This is a genomic window from Neobacillus canaveralius (assembly GCF_047237705.1).
GTDB lineage: Bacteria > Bacillota > Bacilli > Bacillales > Cytobacillaceae > Neobacillus > Neobacillus niacini_K.
On the sequence record NZ_JBDFLL010000001.1, the window covers coordinates 564129 to 583465 of the forward strand.

Here is a 19337-nt window from a genome sequence, read left to right on the forward strand (position 1 = left end):
ATGGACATCGTACCTGAGGTCTCGATCAAAGCTTTTTTTAAAAAAAATTTTGTAAAATAATGTAACCCCTTACTTATTGGAGAAAATATAAAGCGGTATATAAAATAGAAATTTAGTTAGAAAGATAAGGTGATTAGGTTGATTAATATGAGTAATAAAATAGTAATAAACGAGTCCATTCCAAACGGTAAATTATACCATGATGCTTATACAAATATTGATTTTTCTTTAATTCCGTCTGGTCCTTTTCCAACTGCACATGCACCATCGATTATTAAGTTAGACGATGGAGATTTATTGTGTGCATGGTTTGCAGGTTCATTTGAAGGCAGTCCCGATATTTCAATTGTATTATCAAAATTTAATCATGAATCGGGGGAGTGGAATGAACCAAAAATTATCTCGAAGGATGATACGCGAAGTGAGCAAAACCCATCCTTTTTCCATGCCCCTGATAAATCAATCTGGTTAATCTATACTTCTCAGGAAGGTCGTCGACCAGATAAAGATAATATGCAATTTACGTCTATTATTAAATATCAGAAGACATACGACAATGGCGAAAATTGGTCTGAACCAGAAGTATTATTTAGCCAGCCTGGTACTTTTGTTCGACAAGCTATACAAGTATTAAGTAATGGCAGATGGATATTTAGCACGTGGGTATGTGAAGATTCAGAATTAGGTCTTACAAACGATCCTACCGTATTTCAAGTATCAGATGATGAGGGACGAACATGGAAAGAAGTACGCATGCCTGATAGTAGCGGTCGAGTACATGCCAATGTTATTGAATTAGAAGATGGTCATTTAGTGGCATTTATGAGAAGTAGATTTGCAGATTATATCTATAGAAGTGAGTCAACGGATAATGGAGATTCTTGGACAGCGCCTGAGCCAACAACCCTGCCAAATAATAATGCCAGTATAAGTGCAATCAAACTGGACAACGGTGCAATTGCTATTGCATATAATGCAAACGCTGCTAATAATCCGGAAAAAGGTAAAGTAGCATGGCCTGGGTTAAGAAACCCTGTAGTGGTTTCAGTTTCTGAAGATGGCGGAAATACTTGGCCAATTGGTCGAATTATTGAACACGCAGAAGGTTTCATTGGAGCAGAGAATAAAACGAATAATTCACAATTTGAATATCCTACTATTTATCAAGATGCGGAGGGACGTTTGCATTTAGTATACGCATATAAGAATAGAATATGTGTTAAATATACTAGTTTTTCAGTAGAAGATATATATGGTGAAAAGCGTGAAAATGAAGGCGTCTACAATCCCACTTCTGGAGAGATAAGTTAGAATATTACGTTATCACATAATTATATTTGATAGACTCATTCATAAAAAACGGGCTTTAGACAGAATCTTACCCAATAACTGACTCAGGCTCACTAAGAGACCCTGATGTCTACAATGAATAGCAAAGTGTCATCACTTATGAGAGGAGAAACAATAAATGACATTGCAAATGATTCTTGCCCTTGGTATCTTGACCCTAATGATTGTCATGATCATGTCAGATAAATTTGCCTTTGGCGCACCACCAATCTTTGCCTGCCTTCTGCTAGTTGTCACCGGTCTGTCCACTGTTCAGGAGGCTTTCGCAGGCTTCGTGAACCCAAGCGTTATCATGATCGCTGGCTTCATGGTTGTTATGGCGGGACTAATGAGGACTAGTTTGATTGGTAAGGTTCAGTCCTCTATGCTCGCTTTAGTAAAGAAGGGCGGTTATAAGAGCTATGCTCTTTTGCTCGTGGTAGTTATGTTTGGTGCCAGTTTTCCAGGTGCCGGTGCCACTGGATATTATGTACTGATTCTATCCTTGATATCTACTATCCCTTACAATAAAAAAATGCCTACGTCCAAACTGATGATGCCTTTGGGGTTTGCTACTAACCACGCTTTGATTCCTTTCAATGTAGCACTCTTCTATGGTGTTACTGTCAGTGTACTGGAAACGTCAGGTTATACCGGCGGGCTTTCTATGTCGAAATTTGCTGTAGTCAATTTCATCCTTGCTCTTGGTTTCTTGGCATGGAGTTTGGTTGCTTATCGTCTTTTACCGGATCATCCTATTTCGGAAGATTCTGAATATGATGAGGTGGCGGCTGCGGTTGAGGTTATGCCAGCATGGAAAGAATTCTGCACCATCGCTGCATTTATCCTGAGTGTTGTTGGTATGATGCTTATGAACTTGTTGGGCAATGCTGCCTATGTAATCCCTGGACTTGCAGGGGCATTCTTACTAATAATTAACGTACTTGACTTCAGGGAAGTTCGAGATAATATGGGTGCACCTGTAATCCTTATGATGGCTGGTGTTATCGGTGTTGCTGATGCTCTGGCTAACTCAGGATTTACGGCTATGGTCGGGGAGGTTGTAGCGGGTTCATTAGGAACTAATGTCAATCCATTCATTCTTATCTTGATCTTCGCACTACTAACTAGTACCTGTGCTACTTTTACTGGTTCAAGTATGGGTTCTGTATTCATCTTTGCACCGATTGCTATTGCAACCAGCTTGAGTTTGGGACTTAATCCTGTGGCAGCTGCAACTGCAGTTGTTATAGCTGGATGGAACGGCGGGTACATGCCAGTCGATGGTATGCCTGCAATGATTTTAGGCATGGGTAAATATAAGCTACCACAGTTCTGGTTGTTCGCAGTACCTATGTACCTGGTCCGTATTTTTGCGCTATGTTTAGGTGCTATTATTGTGTTCCCTGTAAGCTGATAAAGTGATAGAAGGAACAGTTGGATTAAGGGGTCGAGATGCAGTAATCACTACAGAGACTGGAGAATAGCGTGAAACAAAGTCGTCATTTCATAGATTACTTCATCGGCTTTGTTGGCATATAGCTATGCTTAGTGAGACCTTTGCTTAATTAGATGGCAAAGGTCTCTTTCTTTTAACTTTTTTAAAGGGAGGAAAATTGTATGAAACAGCAACTACCTAGAGTAAAACCATTATGTCCACCGGGGCGCCCACCGCGCTACGAAGATGTTCCTTTTGCGGAGGTAACCCTGGATAATGGGGAGCCCTACACCCTGAAAATGGATATTTATCAAGATCTTAATCAGAAAACGCCAGGTCCATGCATCATTTACTATTTCGGTGGGGGATGGATGTATGGAGAATACAAGCAGGTTACTCAAAAAGCTGTATATTGCCGAGAACTTATAAGATTGGTAGAGCAAGGATTTACTATTGTATCTCCATCCTATCGCTTGGCTAGTCAGTCTGTTTTCCCGGCGTGTATCCATGACTGCAAGGGAGTAGTGCGGTTTTTGAAGGCAAATTCCGAGAAATATCATATCGATCCCGAACGGATTGGAGTGTTGGGGAACTCTGCTGGTGGACATCTAGCCGCAATGGTCGCTATGAGCGCAAATTTCAGTGAAATGGAAGGCGATGTCGGCGGTAACCTAGAATATACGAGTGCAGTTAGAGCAGCAACAGTTTTTTATGCTCCAACCGACCTAGTAGCGCTCCTCAGGAACTACGCGGATGAGGCAATAAAGAATCTAACTGGAACAGAAGTCGATAATGCAGACAAATCTATGGATAATGTGATAACCCAAATTCTTGGATATACTGAACCTGGAAAATCGTTATTAAATTTGAATCAATTGCTAGAAAGCGGCGATACGGGTGACCCAGATTGGAAGTATATAGAATTAGCAAAAAAATGCAGTCCTATTACATATGTAGGTGCCGATTGTCCACCGATGATGATTTTGCACGGTGGCAAGGACCCTCTCATTCCGATTGATCAAAGCGAGAGTCTATACAAAGCCCTAGTTTCTTCTAATGCGGACGCGATGTACTTATCGTCTTCCCAGGCTAATCATGGTCCAACAATGGGAAACGAAGCTGATCAAATGGCATATCAGTTCTTAAAAAACAGACTGTAAGCTTTTTCTAAAACTTCACAAATTGGTAACATCGATGGCTTGGGGGATGAACTGGACCAGACATTAAAAATGAAGTGCTTCGGCTAGAATTCGAAAAGGGGAAGCCATATCCCCCATTGACTCGAAAAACGGGAAAATGGGGGCATTTTGCTTTGCATAAGCGGAAATCCTCCGCTTATTTTTTTCACTGGTGACTCAAGCCTAGAAAAAACCTGTATCTCATTCACCGTGACGCATCAAAATGAGACTGCTAAATCAAAGCATGGGACCCCCTTTTCTAAAAATTACTAATTCAGCTAGTAGGCAAAAAAACTTTCACTTCAGTCCCTTTATTTACTTCACTAGTAATCTTTGTAATCTTTATAGTCCCATTATGTTTTTCAATAATTACGGTTGGACGTGAATAATCCCACCGATAATATGTAAAATTTACTGAAGAAGAGAAGGCTGATTCAAAAGGTCGTTGAAAAATGACATTTTGAAATCAGCCTTCTTCTATGAAAAAGGTACACAATAGACAGTAACTTTAAACAAGTTCAACTCCTACTATTAGAAAAAGGGAAATGTGGCTTTCTAATCTGCCCACATTTCCCTTTTACTAATTAACCCTTTGTATTAGAGATTTCCAGTTTCGTTTGGTTTTTCGTTACATAATTTAATATCCCTTTTATAAACAAAGCACCTACTGTTGCTCCTGGGTCTTGTTTTCCGATGGAATCGTCCAGGTAGCGTGCAGCTCTGCCTTTACGGGATTTCATATTAATCGTATTTTTCATACCTTCATCAGCTGATTTATAGGCTTTTTCAAAAGCCTGTTGAAAACTTTCGTTATTTTCGGCAGATATCTTTAACGTTTCCCATGCTGGTATCAAAGAATCAAGAACCGTTTTATCACCTAATTCTGCTTTTCCGCGTTCTTTAATTCCTTGAGCCATGGTGTCAAGGAAGGTAACGAGGCCATTTAGGGTTAAGTGGTCTTGTCCTTTAAACTGTTTTCCTGTCTTGAGAAATGCGGAAGCCAGTAAAGTCCCCATAGTGGAAGGAGCCTTCTCCGCCATTACCATCCCATAGGAGAGTAATAGAGTACCAATGTCTTGTTCTTTATATTCTAAGCTAGTAGTATTGATCGCTGTAAATCCTTTAGACAACGTGATTCCGATATCTCCGTCGCCAAGACTTCCATCCAGTTGACATAAAAAGTCTTTATTATCATTAATCAATACACTAATTTCTTTAAAAATATCCTTAATATCCTCTACATAAATCAATCTAGTCATCTCCTCTATTATTGTTGGACATGAAAAGGAGTTTCAAATGGTGTATTGAGAAGCTCCTTCATTTCTTCATCGAGGTTTAATATGGATACAGACAGCCCAGTCATTTCCATCGATGTAGCATATTCGCCTACAAAGCTTTTGTAAACCTTAATGCCTCTTTCAGTTAGAAAGTTATGGACCTTTCTGTAGACAATATAAAGTTCTTCTAAAGGGGTAGCGCCAAGGCCGTTAACTAAAACAGAAACTTCCTTCACCTCTTGTTCACCTTCAAAATCAGCTAATATTGAAGTGATTAATGTTTCCGCTACACTGTCGGCTGATTCCAGCTTTCCTCTTTTTATCCCCGGTTCACCGTGAATTCCCATGCCTATTTCCATTTCGCCTTCGCCCAAGGAAAAGTTCGGTTTTCCTACTGCAGGTAAAATGCATGGAGAGAGGGCTACACCCATAGAACGTACAGATTGATTGGCTTTTTGGGTAATTGCCTTCACTTCATCTAAACTAGCACCTGTTTCGGCTTTAGCTGCGGCAAGTTTATATAAATAGAAAATTCCTGCTACGCCTCTGCGCTGATCGGCATATTCTTTTGGCATTGAAGCTACATCATCATTGCCTACCACACTCTCGACACGAATTCCCTCGATTTCGGCTAACTCGGCAGCCATTTCAAAGTTCATGACATCTCCGCCATAATTTCCGTATACATAGAGAACTCCTTTTCCACCATCAACCGCTCTTGTTGCATCCAACATTTGCTGAACGCTAGAGGCAGCAAAGACTTCCCCGACAGAAGCCCCGTCTAACATCCCTTTTCCTATGTACCCTAGAAAAAGAGGGAGGTGGCCCGAACCGCCTCCGGTTACAATGGCAACCTTATTTTTCACAGGGGCATCTTTTCTTACAAGTGCACGATTATCGCTTCGAACGCTTTTTATTTGATCAGAATGTGCAAGAAGTAATCCTTCTAACATTTCATCAACAAAGTATTCTGGATTATTCACAAATTTTTTCAATCTTTTCCCCTTCTTTCAAAGAACTGGACGCAATCAGCTGTAACTGTTTGTAAGTAATCCTGCATTTTGTAATGCCAATGCAATTTTCTCTGATTGCTCTTCGGTTACAGGAGGCATAGGATTACGTGCTTTCCCAACTGGTCTGCCTTGTAATCGAAGTGCTTCTTTAAGCTTTGATGGCATATTTGGTTCTTTAATCGAGTTCCAAACTGGGAGAATGGTTTCATGTAATTTCTTAGCTGTTTCATAATCTCCCTCTTGAACAGCTTTCCAAAGTTGAACTGTCAGCTTAGGTGTTACAGTTGGAATCGCAGCCAATGTTCCATCAACTCCCATGACAAATGCAGGGTAGTGCAGGTCATCAATTGCTGCTAGAATAGAAATTTTTCCTTTAACTGTAATAAGTAGATCTGCGAGTAAATTCATATTACCGGCGCTTTGCTTAATTCCAACAACATGTGGCAAATCGGCTAAAACTTTAACAACATCAATTGGAATTTGAGCCCAAGGGATTACGTTATAGATAATGATTGGCATATCAAGAACATCACCTAGTTCTTTAAAGTGGTTAATGATTCCGTCGTGCCCTGGATCAAAAACGTAGAAAGTTGGTGTGATTTGGAGAGCGTCTACACCCACTGCCTTTAATGCTTCTCCATATTGGATTACTTGATATGTTGAGTTTTGGATAATACCGCCAACAACCGGGATTCGTCCAGCTACTTCTTCCACTACGATTTCACAAATGCGAGCGCTTTCTTCAACGGATAAAGTATGCCCTTCACCAGTAGAACCACATGCGCAAATTCCATCAATTCCAGAGTTTGCTAGATAACTAACTTCTTTTCTAAGCATTTCTTCGTTAATGGTATCGTCTTCGTTGAAAGGGGTTACAATTGTTGAAATTACTCCGCCAATTTTTACATTTTTCATTACAAATTCCTCCTAAAAAATATTTTGACTATTTAGAAAAATGGTGATATTCTAAAACTGGAATTCCAGATACCAGATTCCAGATTTATTATAAAGTCAATATTCGGAAAAATCAAACATTATTTTTTACAAAGAAAGGGGCTTGATAATTGCATGCAAGAAAAGATTAAATATGGGTAGCCCATTAAAGAAGGAGATTGTAATCGAATGATTAATAAACAAACAATTTCAGACCAGATTTACGAAATTATAAAAAAACAGATTATCGAAAATGAGATTTCTCCAGGCACCAAGATTAATGTTGAGGAAATTCAAACTAAATATAAAATCAGTAAAACACCTCTAAAGGATGCCCTAAATAAACTTGAATTTGAAGGGTTAGTAACCGTCAAAACTCGATCAGGAACTTATGTCTCTACACCAACCAAAGATGTAATTGTCCAGGTTTATGATTTACGGCTGGCAATCGAATGGATGGCGATTCAGTTGTCTACACCTCATATTCCAAAAGAGAAGTTACTTGATTTGAAAAATCGCATCATTGAGGCTGAGAAACAAATCTTTGAAGGAAATTATCATCCATTTTTTGAAACCGATGTTGAAATTCATAAAATTATCTTTGATTATTCAGGCAACATGTATATCCAAAAAGTTAAGGACATGATTGATACTCATATCCACTGGTTTAGGATTCTTGGTGCAACAGGGCAGCAAAGACCGTATAAGTCCAGTATCAGGCACCGTGAGATTATAGATGCGATGCTCGACCGAGATGTGAATTTAGCTTCAGAATTATTAAAGGCTCACATTAAAGAAGTGAAGGAAGCAGTGGTTGAGGATATCACAGGGGATTATCCAATTCAATTAGAACCAAAGGAAACTTAATACAAAGGGGATGGGTTTTTATGGGAAAAAAACTAAAATGGTTGTTTACTATACTGATGGTTATTTTTGTAAGCGCTTATATTGCTGGGTGTTCAAAAAGTAGTTCAAACGCAGAAAATAAAAGCGATTCCTCTAAAACAGAAGAGGCTGCCACATTACCAAATGGTGATGTCAACTTTCTTATTCCAGTAGCAGCAGGCGGAGGGACTGATCTCACTTGGCGCACTTTATCCCAGGAAGTTGAAAAGATTCTAGACAAAAATGTTGTTGTAGTTAACAAACCTGGTGCAGGTGGAAGTATTGGTTTTGGAGAGGCAGCCAATTATGAACCTAATGGATTGAATGTCCATAGCTACACTTCTGAAATATTCACTTTACCAATCCTTCAGGAGACTTCATTTTCACCTGATGATTTTAAACCTGTACTTCTAGCTAATTTTGATCCTGCTAGTATTGTTGTTCCTGCAGATTCACCATTTAAGACGATTGAAGAGTTTGTTGCTGCAGCTAAGAAAAATCCAGGGAAAATATCATTGGGTAATTCTGGTTTCGGTAACATTTGGCATTTATCTGCCTTCGCATTTGAAGAAAGCGCTGGAGTCAGTTTTAACCATGTCCCATTTGAAGGCTCTGCACCAACTGTTAATGCTGCTATGGGTGGTCATATTCAAGCATTCATCTCAAGTCCACCAGAAGTGTCATCTCAAGTTACAGCCGGAAAACTACGTATTCTAGCTGTTATGTCTGATGAAAGATTAGATAAGTTCCCAGATGTTCCAACTTTAAAAGAAAAAGATATCGATGTGAGCATTGGAACTTGGAGAGGATTTGGTGTACCGAAAGATACTCCAGATGAAGCAGTAAAAATCTTACAAGATGCTTATGCTGAAGCTATGAAGACTGATACTTTCATTAACTTTATGAACGAACGTGGGCAAGGAATTCAATATATGAATACTGAGAATTTCACAAAGTTTGTAGAAGAACAAAGACCAATATTTGAGGAATTAGCTAAAAAGGTTAAAGCAAGCCAATAACTTAATCATTCGAATAGATCATTACATTACTTATATATCCCCCAACTGTACTGCTTGAAGGGATATATAAGTAATTCTTTCATTATTATTTAGCCTTGGACAAAAGGTAGATTCATAAAAGGATGTGATAGAAGTGAGAATCCAAAACGCAGGCTTTTGGGGAGGCATTGCTGTTTTAATATATTCGGCCGTAATATTTGCCCAATCCCTTTCTCTTAATTATTATACCGAGTTTGGTCCAGGACCTGGATTCTTTCCTTTATGGTTAAGCGGTATCCTGATCATTCTTTCTATAGGTTTAATTTTGGGATCTATAAAAAAAGAAAAGATCTTTTTTAAGGATATTCTCCCTAAAGGCAGATCGTTAATGCGTGTTGTTCTTGTACCAGCGTCTTTGATTGTATTTATATTAATCGTAAACTTTACCGGATTCATAATTGCTAGTTCAGTATTATTATTTTTGGTATTTATACTAGAATTCAAGTGGTATATGAGTCTAGCTTTATCCTCTAGTATTTCAATACTCTTATTCTTTATTTTTCAATCTATACTTGAAGTTCCATTACCTGTTAATGTTTTGGGCTGGTAGGGAGGAAAGCAATGGAATCATTAGGTTTTTTACTAAATGGCTTTGAAGGGGCACTTACTTGGTGGAATCTTCTTTATTGTTTAATTGGCGTTACTGTGGGGATGTTGGTCGGAGTACTACCAGGACTTGGACCCACTACAGCAACAGCACTGCTTATACCTTTAACATTCGGTTTAGATCCGTTATCAGCTATCATTATGTTATCTGGAATATATTATGGCTCCATGTATGGGGGAACAGTAACTTCCGTCTTGATTAACACCCCAGGGGAAGCTGCTTCCGTTATCACTTGCCTAGATGGATATCCACTAGCAAAACAAGGAAGAGCTGGTACCGCACTTGGAATATCAGCAATTGGTTCATTTATTGGGGGAACACTATCCATTTTTGGTCTTGTGTTTATTGGACCATTTTTGGCTAATATAGCGTTAAAGTTTGGTCCTTCTGAATTTTTTGCCCTGATGGTTTTTGGATTGCTAACAGTTGTTGGATTGATGGGAAAATCATTAGTTCGTGGATTAATTGCAGCATTTATTGGGTTAAGTTTATCTTTAATCGGCACAGATTCAATTTCCGGAACCCCACGATTTACATTTGGTGAACCATTTCTACTAAGTGGTTTGGATATTGTTACAGTAGCAATGGGACTATTTGGTCTTTCCGAAATATTATTTGGCATGGAAAGTATAAGTAAAAATGAAAAACCACCTAAGATATCCGGCCTTTTACCACGGCGAGATGAATGGAAACCTAGTATGAAATCTATCGGAAGAGGATCAATATTAGGATTTTTGATTGGTTTAATACCTGGAACAAATTCAGTTATTCCTGCCATGCTTTCTTACTCATTGGAAAAGAAGGTTGCTAAAGATCCTTCACGTTTTGGTAAAGGTGCCATTGAAGGGGTCGCTGGTCCAGAAACTGCTAACAATTCCTACTGTGGTGCTGCGCTAATTCCTTTATTCACACTTGGAATCCCAAGCTCTCCTACTATTGCTATTCTTTTAGGAGCATTTATCATGCATGGACTTACACCAGGACCGGCACTATTCCAAGAAAGACCTGATTTTGTTTGGGCCATAATCGCAAGTATGTTTGTTGGTAATGTAATGTTATTATTTATCAACTTACCTATGGCTGGCATTTGGGCAAAAATATCAATGGTACCTGCGAAATTACTCTACCCAATCATTCTTGGAATTTCTGTGTTAGGTGCATATACCGTTAGTAACAGCTTATGGGATGTTGGTGTATTTCTTGTCTTCGGGCTTATTGGTTATTTTTTCAAAAAAATAGAAATTCCAATGGCACCAATTATATTGACGTTTGTATTAGGAAAAGCAATGGAGACCTCCTTATTACAAGCGATTAAGATTGAAAACGGAAACTTTTTTGCAATATTTACGCGTCCAATCTCTGGTGTACTTTTGAGCATTTCTATACTAATCCTGATATTTGCAGTGATTAATAGTTTTAGGAAAAAAGATTCACCTTTTGCAGGGGATGTAGAAATGTAATTAGATTACCTTAATTTATGAATAATTCCACATGAAAATTTACGTTTGAGGAGGCAAAATTTAATGAGTACATTAACAAAGGTAAATACCTATTTGAACTTTATAAACGGAGAATGGATTGAGGCTTCCACCCATCAAGTAGATACCAGCATTAACCCCGCTAATAAAGATGAGGTTGTTGGGTATGTACAAAAGTCAGGGACAGAGGATTTGGATCGTGCGGTAGATTCAGCCAAGCAAGCATCTAATCAATGGAAAAAACTCGATGGACCTTCCCGAGGAGAATATCTCTTTAAAATAGCCAATGTTATGGAATCACGTTTAGATGAAATCGCCGAGACCATGACTCGCGAAATGGGAAAAACTCTTCCAGAGGCCAAGGGAGAAACAGCTCGTGGTGTAGCCATTCTGCGTTATTATGCTGGTGAAGGATCTCGAAAAGTGGGCGATGTGATTCCATCCACAGATCCAAATGCTTTAATGTTCACAACCCGGGTACCACTGGGGGTTGTAGGAGTGATTACGCCTTGGAACTTTCCTGTGGCAATTCCAATTTGGAAAATCTCACCTGCCCTTGTTTACGGAAATACAGTCGTGTTCAAGCCAGCCCAAGAGACAGCCGTGACAGCAGCAAAAATTATTGAATGCTTCCAAGCGGCTGGGTTGCCTGCTGGTGTGGTGAACATGGTGACAGGACCTGGATCTATAGTCGGCCAAGGAATCATTGATCATCATGATATCAACGGGATTACTTTTACCGGATCTGATAATGTTGGTAAGTTAGTAGGACATGGGGCACTTAAACGTGGAGCCAAATACCAACTAGAAATGGGTGGCAAAAACCCAGTCATTATTTTAGATGATGCCGATCTTGATCAAGCGGTTGAAGCAACCATCAGCGGAGGATACAGGTCTACCGGACAAAAATGTACGGCAACTAGCCGTGTTATTGTTCAGAGTGGAATCTATGAAACATTTAAAGAAAAACTGCTTGAAAAGGTTGGAAAAATCAAAATTGGCGATGGATTAGCGGAAGGTATATGGCTTGGACCTTGTGCAAGTGAAAGCCAACTACGTACTGTTCTTTCATATATTGAGAAGGGAGTATCTGAAGGTGCATCATTAATTTTTGGTGGAAAGCGGTTGGAAAGTGGCAATTTAAAAGATGGATTCTTTGTTGAGCCAAGCGTGTTTGAAAATGTAACCAGCGATATGACAATTGCCCAGGAGGAAATTTTCGGCCCGGTCTTAGCATTATTTCAAGTTGATTCGGTTGAAGAAGCCATTAATATAGCCAACGATGTAAAGTATGGGTTAAGTGCTTCAATTTTTACAAAAAACATTGGCAATATCCTGCCGTTTATTAATAACATCGAGGCTGGACTTGTTCGTATAAACTCAGAGTCAGCGGGCGTAGAACTCCAGGCTCCATTTGGCGGAATGAAACAATCAAGCTCTCATTCACGCGAGCAAGGCCAAGCAGCAATTGAGTTCTTTACTTCTATTAAAACAGTATTTTTAAAAAATTAATCCCGAAATCCCGTTTGTACATCCACAGAAGGTTAGCGATTAGTTTCGACAAATACCTCGCCTGAAATTAAGAAAAAAATGTATAACAATGGAGTTTATCCACTATTTAATCAAGCGTTTGATTAGTAGAATTCGAGTTAACTAATCGTTTGATAGAATTGCATTACCTCCTGTTAATACTCTGTTTGCTCCTCTTTAGCAGGAAGAAAATTGTCGAGACGTGACTAAGTGAAAACAAGTTATTTTAACTATATGGATATAAGGAGGGGGTCTCTTGCACCATGGTGAAAGAGACCCCTTCCTTTAATTTGTTTTATTAAAAATAAGCGTCAAATGGCAAATCTTGAGAACCTAAAGCGGGTGACCATTAGCTAGTAGGCAAATAAACTCTAACTTCAGTCCCTTTATTTACTTCACTAGTAATCTTAATCGTACCACCATGTTTCTCAATAATACGGTTGGAAGTTAATAATCCCAGCCCTGTTCCCTTTTCCTTTGTTGAGAAGAATGGTTCACCTATCTTCTTTAATCGTTCTTCCTCAATCCCACATCCATTGTCAATAATGATAATCTCTACTCCACTTTCTGGGACATTCTTTAAATATATAAAAATATCTCCATTACTTCCAATGGCTTCAATCGCATTTTGAAATATATTAATCAACACTTGTTTAATTTCGTTGGGGTTACACATGATTTGGGAAGTATCATCTAATTCTGAGTGAATCGTAATATTCTTTAGGTTTGTTTGACTTTCAAAAAGAGTAATCACATTTCTAACAAGAGTCTCAATATGTTGAAGAGATTTTGGTGAGTTTTGGTTTGGTTTCGCTAATGATAAGTATTCGGAAACAATCGACTCAATTCTCACTATTTCACTTAACATTATTTGAACGTAATCGGGATTAAATTCACCTTTTTGAATCGCTAACTGCAAAAACCCTTTTATAGAAGTTAGTGGGTTTCGTATTTCATGTGCAACACCAGCAGCAAGTTCACCTACCACAGAAAGTTTTTCTGATCTTAAAAGGAGGTCATTGGCATTCTTTTGTTCTGTAATATCACGACCTATTACCAATAAATTTTTCCTACCGCCGTCTGCAAAAAAAGTAGGAACCTTTATAATATCAAATTGTTTTCCTATAGCGAGATTCAATTCGAATCTAAAAGGTATACCCTTCTCCCAAGAAATTTCATCGTTGGCAAAGCAACTTTGGAAGTTTCTAAACCATTCATTTTCAGAAAAAAGCTCTTCTAAATGTTTATTCCTATAATCAATATCTTTCAGTGTAAATAAATCTTTCGCATACTGATTCATTTCAATAAATCTTCCAGTACTATCCTGGATATAAATTAAATCGGGCATTGAATTGATTAGAGCTAAGATTTGTTGTTCATTATCCTTTATTACTTCTTCCTTTTTCGCATTGTCATCTCTTTCTACTGCTCTGCTATAGCGAATTTGCAGGAAAGCTACTAGAAAGGTAACCGAAAGTGTAAATAAAAAATAAGAAAAGTCACCTTCGCGATACGTATAATTAAGGCGTTCTCCGTATTTATAAAAATGGGCGCCTATAAAAATACTAAGTATACTCATTAAAATTACTGGGCGGTAATCATGATATAAAGATAGAATAAAAATTACTAAAAAGATGAGGTAGAAATTAGCTATGACAGGCTCGTTATCTATAAGTACAAAGGTAACAAATGACATCCCCAGCACACATAAATACATGGTTTGCTCAATAAAAATTTTATTGAAAACGAAAATGGATATGGTTCCACATACTAAAATCCCACTACCAAAAAGGATAGCGATAAAAATAGGATCTTTATCTTTTAAAATTTGGACTAGCATACATAGGATAAAACAGCCCCATAAAATACTGATTAACAAAACATTTTTATTGTGTAGTTTTTGATTGTTCACTTTTTGTTGCTCCTCTAAGAAATGACTGGCTGTTTTTAAATTAACATTATATAAAAATAATACTAATATTATCATAGTCGGGATGCCTATTAATTACAAAACCACAAAAAGTAAAAAAATGTTCTTTGATTTTGTTGGAAATTTAATAAGTATTGTGTTCAAAAAGGCACAACTAGTGGATAGAGCTGGTTGTGCCTTTTTTCATTTAGACCGAGAGAACCGTCCCCATGGAAACGCCCTTGGAAACGTTCACTATTTTTTCACATTATATCTGGTTTTTTAGTTAAGAAAGCGTTATAATTAAATTATGAAACATAGTTCCACAATACGGAACGAACTAACAGTTACCTAAAAGGAGATGTACACTTTGGAAATCAGGTATTCGACACACCCAGATCATGCCAAAACATTTACGACAGAAGACATTCGGAAACACTATTTAATAGAAGAGTTATTTGTACCAGGAGAAACGAAACTGGTTTATACGATGGAAGAACGTGCGATTGTTGGCGGTATCACTCCAATTGAAGAAAGTATTTCTTTAAAGGGTAATGATCAGATGAAGGCTGAATATTTCCTTGAGAGAAGAGAAGTTGGGATTTTCAATGTTGGCGGTACCGGAAGTATCACGGTTGATGGTGAAACGTATGCGATGGAAAATAAAGATTGCTTATATATCGGATTGGGTAAAAGAGAGTTGCTTTTCTCAAGTGAATCAGCAGCAAGCCCTGCGAAATTTTACTTGTACTCTGCTCCAGCTCATAAAGAATATCCGACTCAACACGTGGCATTTAAAGATATTGAGGGTGATCGATTAGGAGCATTAGAAACTGCAAATGATCGTGTGATTCGCAGAATGATCCACAAAGAAGGAATTCAGAGCTGTCAAGTTGTTATGGGGATGACACAATTAAGTGCGGGAAGTGTGTGGAATTCAATGCCAACGCATACACATGACCGTAGAAGTGAAGTTTACCTCTACATTGACTTAGATGAAAATGCAAGAATGTTCCATATGATGGGCGAACCAACACAAACGCGTCATATTGTGATGAAAAATGAAGAAGCGGTGATTTCTCCCCCGTGGTCGATTCATTGTGGAGCTGCTACTAGTAATTATACTTTCATCTGGGCAATGGCAGGCGATAATAAGACTTACAACGATATGGATCAAGTAACAATGGACGAATTGAGATAATTTGCTTTAAGTCAGACTACTAAAATCGAAAAATAGGAGTGCTATATAATGAGTTTACGAGATTTTTCATTAGACTTTTTTAATTTAACAGGTAAGGTTGCAATCGTGACAGGAGGAAATACTGGTCTTGGCCAAGGGTATGCTGTCGCACTAGCAAAAGCAGGTGCAGATCTGTTTGTTGTCTCTTATGATACGAACTGGGATGAAACAAGAGAACTTATTGAAGAAACAGGAAGAAAAGTATATTTCCATCAAGCAGATTTAACAGCTAGAGAGACTTTACAGCAAGTTGTTGATACTTGCCTAAGTGAATATGGAAGAATTGATGTTCTTGTTAATAATGCTGGGACAATCAGACGTAATCCGTTACTTGAATACAAAGAAGCAGATTGGGATGCAGTTATGGAAATTAACCTGAACTCTGTCTATCTTTTAAGCCAAGCCGTTGCAAAAGTAATGGTCGAGCAAAAAAGTGGGAAAATCATTAATATCTGTTCGATGCTGTCATTCCAGGGTGGTAAATTTGTTCCGCCATACACAGCAAGTAAACATGCCGTTGCAGGTATTACCAAATCCTTTGCAAATGAGTTAGCACAATACAATGTCCAAATCAATGCGATTGCACCAGGCTATGTTGCAACAGCCAATACAGCTCCAATTCGTGCAGATGAAGAGCGTAGTGCAGATATTCTTTCTCGTATTCCAGCTGGCCGTTGGGCTACTCCGTCAGACTACATGGGAGTCGTTGTTTTCCTTGCTAGTCAGGCATCTGATTATATGAACGGTCATGTTCTTGCAGTTGACGGCGGTTGGTTAGTCCGCTAACACAGAGTATATACATCGGAAGGGCTGATAAAGTTGCTAAAAGGTAAATTAAATGACTTAGTAGAAAGCCAGATTCTTTCTGAAAAAATACAATCTACATTACTTCTATTAAAAGAACATGACTTTTCAGCCTATCCTGCTGGACGTCATGAGCTTGGTGAGGATTTGTTCTTCTTTTTGAACGAATATGAAACGAAAGAATCAGCAGCTTGCTTTTGGGAAGCTCACCAAGTATATCTAGACTTTCATTACATTCTAGAAGGTAATGAAAACATAGCAGTCGAACATATCGAACACCAGCAGGTAAAAGAAGCATACAACGAAGAGAAGGATGCCACCTTTTTTGAAGGGGATATCCATTCGATTATCACAATGAATCCGGGAGACGTTATGATCTGTCTCCCAGAGGATTCTCATATGGCGGGAATTACGCTTGATGAGAAACAAAAGGTTAGAAAAGTAGTTCTTAAAGTGAAAGTGTAAGCGACAACATACACGAACTAGAGGTAAATATAAGCAGGACATTGTTATATTCCAGTAAATTAAATATCCTTATGTAGACTTGAGAGGTAGGTATTCAACATGAATATTTTGAAGTCAATTAAAAAAATCCCAGGTGGATTAATGTTAGTCCCATTAATATTAGGAGCACTTGTCCATACGTTTACACCCGGAGCGGGCGAGTATTTCGGAGGATTTACGAATGGATTGATATCAGGTACGGTTCCAATTTTAGCAGTATGGTTTTTCTGTATGGGTGCAAGTATCAATATTAAAGCATCAGGTACAGTTTTACTAAAATCAGGTACACTTGTCGTAACAAAGATAGCGGTTGCATGGGTCGTTGCTGTTATTGTCATGCAATTCCTACCAGTTGATGGAATACAAACAGGTATATTTGCAGGATTCTCCGTTCTTGCGCTAGTAGCTGCAATGGATATGACAAATGGTGGTCTTTATGCTTCTATTATGCAACAATATGGATCAAAAGAAGATGCGGGTGCATTCGTATTAATGTCCCTTGAATCAGGTCCGTTAGTAACTATGTTGATTTTAGGTAGTACAGGTGTAGCTGTATTTGAACCACAAGCTTTTGTTGGTGCAGTATTACCGTTCCTAATTGGTTTCACTCTTGGTAACCTTGATAAAGATTTACGTGAATTCTTCAGTAGAGCAACAGAAACTATGATTCCATTCTTTGGTTTTGCCTTAGGTAACACAATTGACTTAACGGTAATTGGAAAAACTGGTCTTAGTGGTATTTTACTAGGTGTTCTCGTTATCATTGTTACAGGTGTTCCATTAATGCTAGCTGATAAATTTATTGGAAAAGGTAATGGTACAGCAGGACTTGCTGCTTCTAGTACAGCTGGGGCTGCAGTAGCCAACCCAATGCTTATTGCCGAAATGAAACCAGAATTTCTAACAGCAGCACAATCTGCTACAGCGATGGTAGCAACATCAGTTATTGTTACTTCAATAGTAGTACCAATATTGACAGCTTATTATTCTAAATATATGAAAAAGAAAAATGGTGAGTTAGGTAGTACTAAAGGGGAAAAAATTATTGCTTAATTAACCTAGAGAGACATATCTATGTCTCTCTTTGAATTCAGGGAGGAAATCACATGAGTCGAATTATTACTGTGGGGGAACCTATGGCACTCTTTGTTGCAGTAGAAGAGGGTCCATTGGAAAATGTTAATACTTTTGATCGTTATGTAGCAGGTGCTGAGGTTAATTTTTCCATCGGGATGTCTCGTTTAGGACATTCTGTTACGTATATTACCAAATTGGGAAGCGATCCATTCGGGAGAAACATTGAAAAGTTTCTTCAAGGTAACGAAATTGATACTAGTTATGTAACCTATGATCCTAGCTATTTGACGGGAATGCAGTGGAAACAAAAGGTGTCAAGCGGTGACCCGGAAGTGTTCTCCGCTCGCAAGAATTCTGCAGCTTCACATATGGATCTTGAAACAATTAATAATATAAACTGGGATGGCTTTGACCATATTCATTTAACAGGTATCCCACCAGCATTGTCCGCTGGGTGTCGGGAGATGGTCTATGAATTGATGAAAGAGGCACGCGCAAGGGGTGTGCAAATTTCATATGATCCTAACCTGCGTCCTGGTCTTTGGCCTGACAAACAAGAAATGGCTCGGGTTATTAATGACCTAGCTTGTCATGCAGACATCGTTCTTCCTGGTATTGAAGAAGGGAAGCTGTTAACGGGCAGCGAAGACGTTCATGAAATTGCGGCTCACTATCATGCTGCGGGTGTAAAAACCGTTGTCATCAAGCTCGGGGCAAAGGGTGCATTTACCAGCTCTTGTGGAGAACAATTTTATACTGAAGGTTTCCCTGTTGAGAAGGTAGTTGACACAGTAGGAGCAGGTGATGGTTTTGCTGTTGGTGTGGTCAGCGCCATACTGGAAGGTCTTCCTGTCAAGGAAGCTGTTAAACGCGGTGCCGCCATTGGTGCTCTTGCTGTCATGTCACCAGGAGATAATGATGGATTACCTGATAGAGAGAGTTTAGAAGGTTATATGAAAGGCTCGCAAGTAGAGCTTTAGTTAGATTGCAAAAGTAAAGGAAACCATTTTTATGTTTTCTTTGCTTTTGCTTTTAGTGTTCTTTTATAAAAAAGGTATTCTCGAGGAATGAGAATAC

17 protein-coding genes are annotated in these 19337 nt (G+C 38.6%); 13 read left to right on the forward strand and 4 right to left on the reverse strand.

Annotation, left to right across the window (positions count from 1 at the left end; all coding sequences use genetic code 11):
• Positions 1-147 precede the first annotated feature (147 nt).
• From ABC255_RS02735 to ABC255_RS02745, 3 genes are all read left to right on the forward strand, one after another.
• On the forward strand, positions 148-1311 hold the full coding sequence (locus ABC255_RS02735) for a sialidase family protein (RefSeq protein ID WP_412991238.1): 1164 nt from the start codon (positions 148-150) through the stop codon (positions 1309-1311).
• A gap of 169 nt (positions 1312-1480) precedes the next feature.
• Positions 1481-2746 carry an SLC13 family permease gene (locus ABC255_RS02740; protein WP_412998463.1) on the forward strand — a complete coding sequence of 422 codons (1266 nt, stop codon included), beginning with the start codon at positions 1481-1483 and terminating at the stop codon, positions 2744-2746.
• Between the two features lie 203 nt (positions 2747-2949).
• Complete coding sequence (locus ABC255_RS02745; RefSeq protein ID WP_412991239.1) at positions 2950-3927, forward strand: alpha/beta hydrolase fold domain-containing protein; 978 nt, start codon at positions 2950-2952, stop codon at positions 3925-3927.
• Between the two features lie 602 nt (positions 3928-4529).
• Here ABC255_RS02745 and dhaL read toward each other — a convergent pair.
• Genes dhaL through ABC255_RS02760 form a run of 3 tightly spaced genes read right to left on the reverse strand, consistent with a single transcriptional unit; the run spans position 4530 to position 7150 of the window.
• Positions 4530-5195 carry a dihydroxyacetone kinase subunit DhaL gene (gene dhaL, locus ABC255_RS02750; protein WP_412991240.1) on the reverse strand — a complete coding sequence of 222 codons (666 nt, stop codon included), beginning with the start codon at positions 5193-5195 and terminating at the stop codon, positions 4530-4532.
• Positions 5196-5212: 17 nt separating this feature from the next.
• On the reverse strand, positions 5213-6217 hold the full coding sequence (locus ABC255_RS02755; RefSeq protein ID WP_412991241.1) for a dihydroxyacetone kinase subunit DhaK: 1005 nt from the start codon (positions 6215-6217) through the stop codon (positions 5213-5215).
• Between the two features lie 33 nt (positions 6218-6250).
• A complete protein-coding gene (locus tag ABC255_RS02760) occupies positions 6251-7150 on the reverse strand; it encodes a dihydrodipicolinate synthase family protein (RefSeq protein WP_412991242.1) in 900 nt (299 codons plus the stop codon).
• A 207-nt stretch (positions 7151-7357) separates the two neighbouring features.
• Here ABC255_RS02760 and ABC255_RS02765 point away from each other — a divergent pair, with 207 nt between their 5' ends.
• The 5 genes from ABC255_RS02765 (at position 7358) to gucD (ending at position 12708) form a co-directional block, all read left to right on the forward strand.
• Entirely contained in the window at positions 7358-8035 is a 678-nt protein-coding gene (locus ABC255_RS02765) for a GntR family transcriptional regulator (protein WP_412991243.1), read from the forward strand.
• Between the two features lie 20 nt (positions 8036-8055).
• Positions 8056-9072, forward strand: coding sequence for a tripartite tricarboxylate transporter substrate binding protein (locus ABC255_RS02770; RefSeq protein WP_412991244.1), 1017 nt, complete (start codon positions 8056-8058; stop codon positions 9070-9072).
• Positions 9073-9205: 133 nt separating this feature from the next.
• Positions 9206-9661 (forward strand): tripartite tricarboxylate transporter TctB family protein, encoded by a 456-nt coding sequence (locus ABC255_RS02775; protein ID WP_412991245.1) that lies wholly within the window; start codon positions 9206-9208, stop codon positions 9659-9661.
• Between the two features lie 11 nt (positions 9662-9672).
• Positions 9673-11178 carry a tripartite tricarboxylate transporter permease gene (locus ABC255_RS02780; protein WP_412991246.1) on the forward strand — a complete coding sequence of 502 codons (1506 nt, stop codon included), beginning with the start codon at positions 9673-9675 and terminating at the stop codon, positions 11176-11178.
• Positions 11179-11241: 63 nt separating this feature from the next.
• Positions 11242-12708: an alpha-ketoglutaric semialdehyde dehydrogenase GucD gene (gucD, locus tag ABC255_RS02785; RefSeq protein ID WP_412991247.1), complete on the forward strand. Its 1467-nt coding sequence runs from the start codon at positions 11242-11244 to the stop codon at positions 12706-12708.
• Positions 12709-13075: 367 nt separating this feature from the next.
• Here the strand turns inward: gucD and ABC255_RS02790 are convergent, their stop codons facing one another.
• Positions 13076-14638, reverse strand: a complete 1563-nt coding sequence (locus tag ABC255_RS02790) for an ATP-binding protein (protein WP_412991248.1) — start codon at positions 14636-14638, stop codon at positions 13076-13078.
• 367 nt (positions 14639-15005) lie between these two features.
• Between ABC255_RS02790 and kduI the strand changes: the two genes are divergently transcribed.
• The 5 genes from kduI to ABC255_RS02815 all read left to right on the forward strand — a co-directional run bounded on the left by kduI (position 15006) and on the right by ABC255_RS02815 (position 19240).
• On the forward strand, positions 15006-15836 hold the full coding sequence (gene kduI / locus ABC255_RS02795) for a 5-dehydro-4-deoxy-D-glucuronate isomerase (protein ID WP_412991249.1): 831 nt from the start codon (positions 15006-15008) through the stop codon (positions 15834-15836).
• Between the two features lie 48 nt (positions 15837-15884).
• A complete protein-coding gene (kduD, locus tag ABC255_RS02800) occupies positions 15885-16661 on the forward strand; it encodes a 2-dehydro-3-deoxy-D-gluconate 5-dehydrogenase KduD (RefSeq protein ID WP_412991250.1) in 777 nt (258 codons plus the stop codon).
• 33 nt (positions 16662-16694) lie between these two features.
• Complete coding sequence (locus ABC255_RS02805; protein ID WP_412991251.1) at positions 16695-17144, forward strand: NanQ anomerase/TabA/YiaL family protein; 450 nt, start codon at positions 16695-16697, stop codon at positions 17142-17144.
• A 99-nt stretch (positions 17145-17243) separates the two neighbouring features.
• On the forward strand, positions 17244-18236 hold the full coding sequence (kdgT, locus tag ABC255_RS02810) for a 2-keto-3-deoxygluconate transporter (RefSeq protein ID WP_412991252.1): 993 nt from the start codon (positions 17244-17246) through the stop codon (positions 18234-18236).
• A gap of 53 nt (positions 18237-18289) precedes the next feature.
• Positions 18290-19240, forward strand: a complete 951-nt coding sequence (locus ABC255_RS02815) for a sugar kinase (protein ID WP_412991253.1) — start codon at positions 18290-18292, stop codon at positions 19238-19240.
• Positions 19241-19337: the final 97 nt, after the last annotated feature.

Excerpts from the sequence above, each read along its gene's own strand:
- ABC255_RS02735 (WP_412991238.1), top strand. The coding sequence starts at position 148 with ATGAGTAATAAAATAGTAATAAACGAGTCCATTCCAAACGGTAAATTA.
- ABC255_RS02740 (WP_412998463.1), top strand. The coding sequence starts at position 1,481 with ATGATTCTTGCCCTTGGTATCTTGACCCTAATGATTGTCATGATCATG.
- ABC255_RS02745 (WP_412991239.1), top strand. The coding sequence starts at position 2,950 with ATGAAACAGCAACTACCTAGAGTAAAACCATTATGTCCACCGGGGCGC.
- ABC255_RS02760 (WP_412991242.1), bottom strand. The coding sequence starts at position 7,150 with ATGAAAAATGTAAAAATTGGCGGAGTAATTTCAACAATTGTAACCCCT.
- ABC255_RS02765 (WP_412991243.1), top strand. The coding sequence starts at position 7,358 with ATGATTAATAAACAAACAATTTCAGACCAGATTTACGAAATTATAAAA.
- ABC255_RS02770 (WP_412991244.1), top strand. The coding sequence starts at position 8,056 with ATGGGAAAAAAACTAAAATGGTTGTTTACTATACTGATGGTTATTTTT.
- ABC255_RS02780 (WP_412991246.1), top strand. The coding sequence starts at position 9,673 with ATGGAATCATTAGGTTTTTTACTAAATGGCTTTGAAGGGGCACTTACT.
- gucD (WP_412991247.1), top strand. The coding sequence starts at position 11,242 with ATGAGTACATTAACAAAGGTAAATACCTATTTGAACTTTATAAACGGA.
- kduD (WP_412991250.1), top strand. The coding sequence starts at position 15,885 with ATGAGTTTACGAGATTTTTCATTAGACTTTTTTAATTTAACAGGTAAG.
- kdgT (WP_412991252.1), top strand. The coding sequence starts at position 17,244 with ATGAATATTTTGAAGTCAATTAAAAAAATCCCAGGTGGATTAATGTTA.
- ABC255_RS02815 (WP_412991253.1), top strand. The coding sequence starts at position 18,290 with ATGAGTCGAATTATTACTGTGGGGGAACCTATGGCACTCTTTGTTGCA.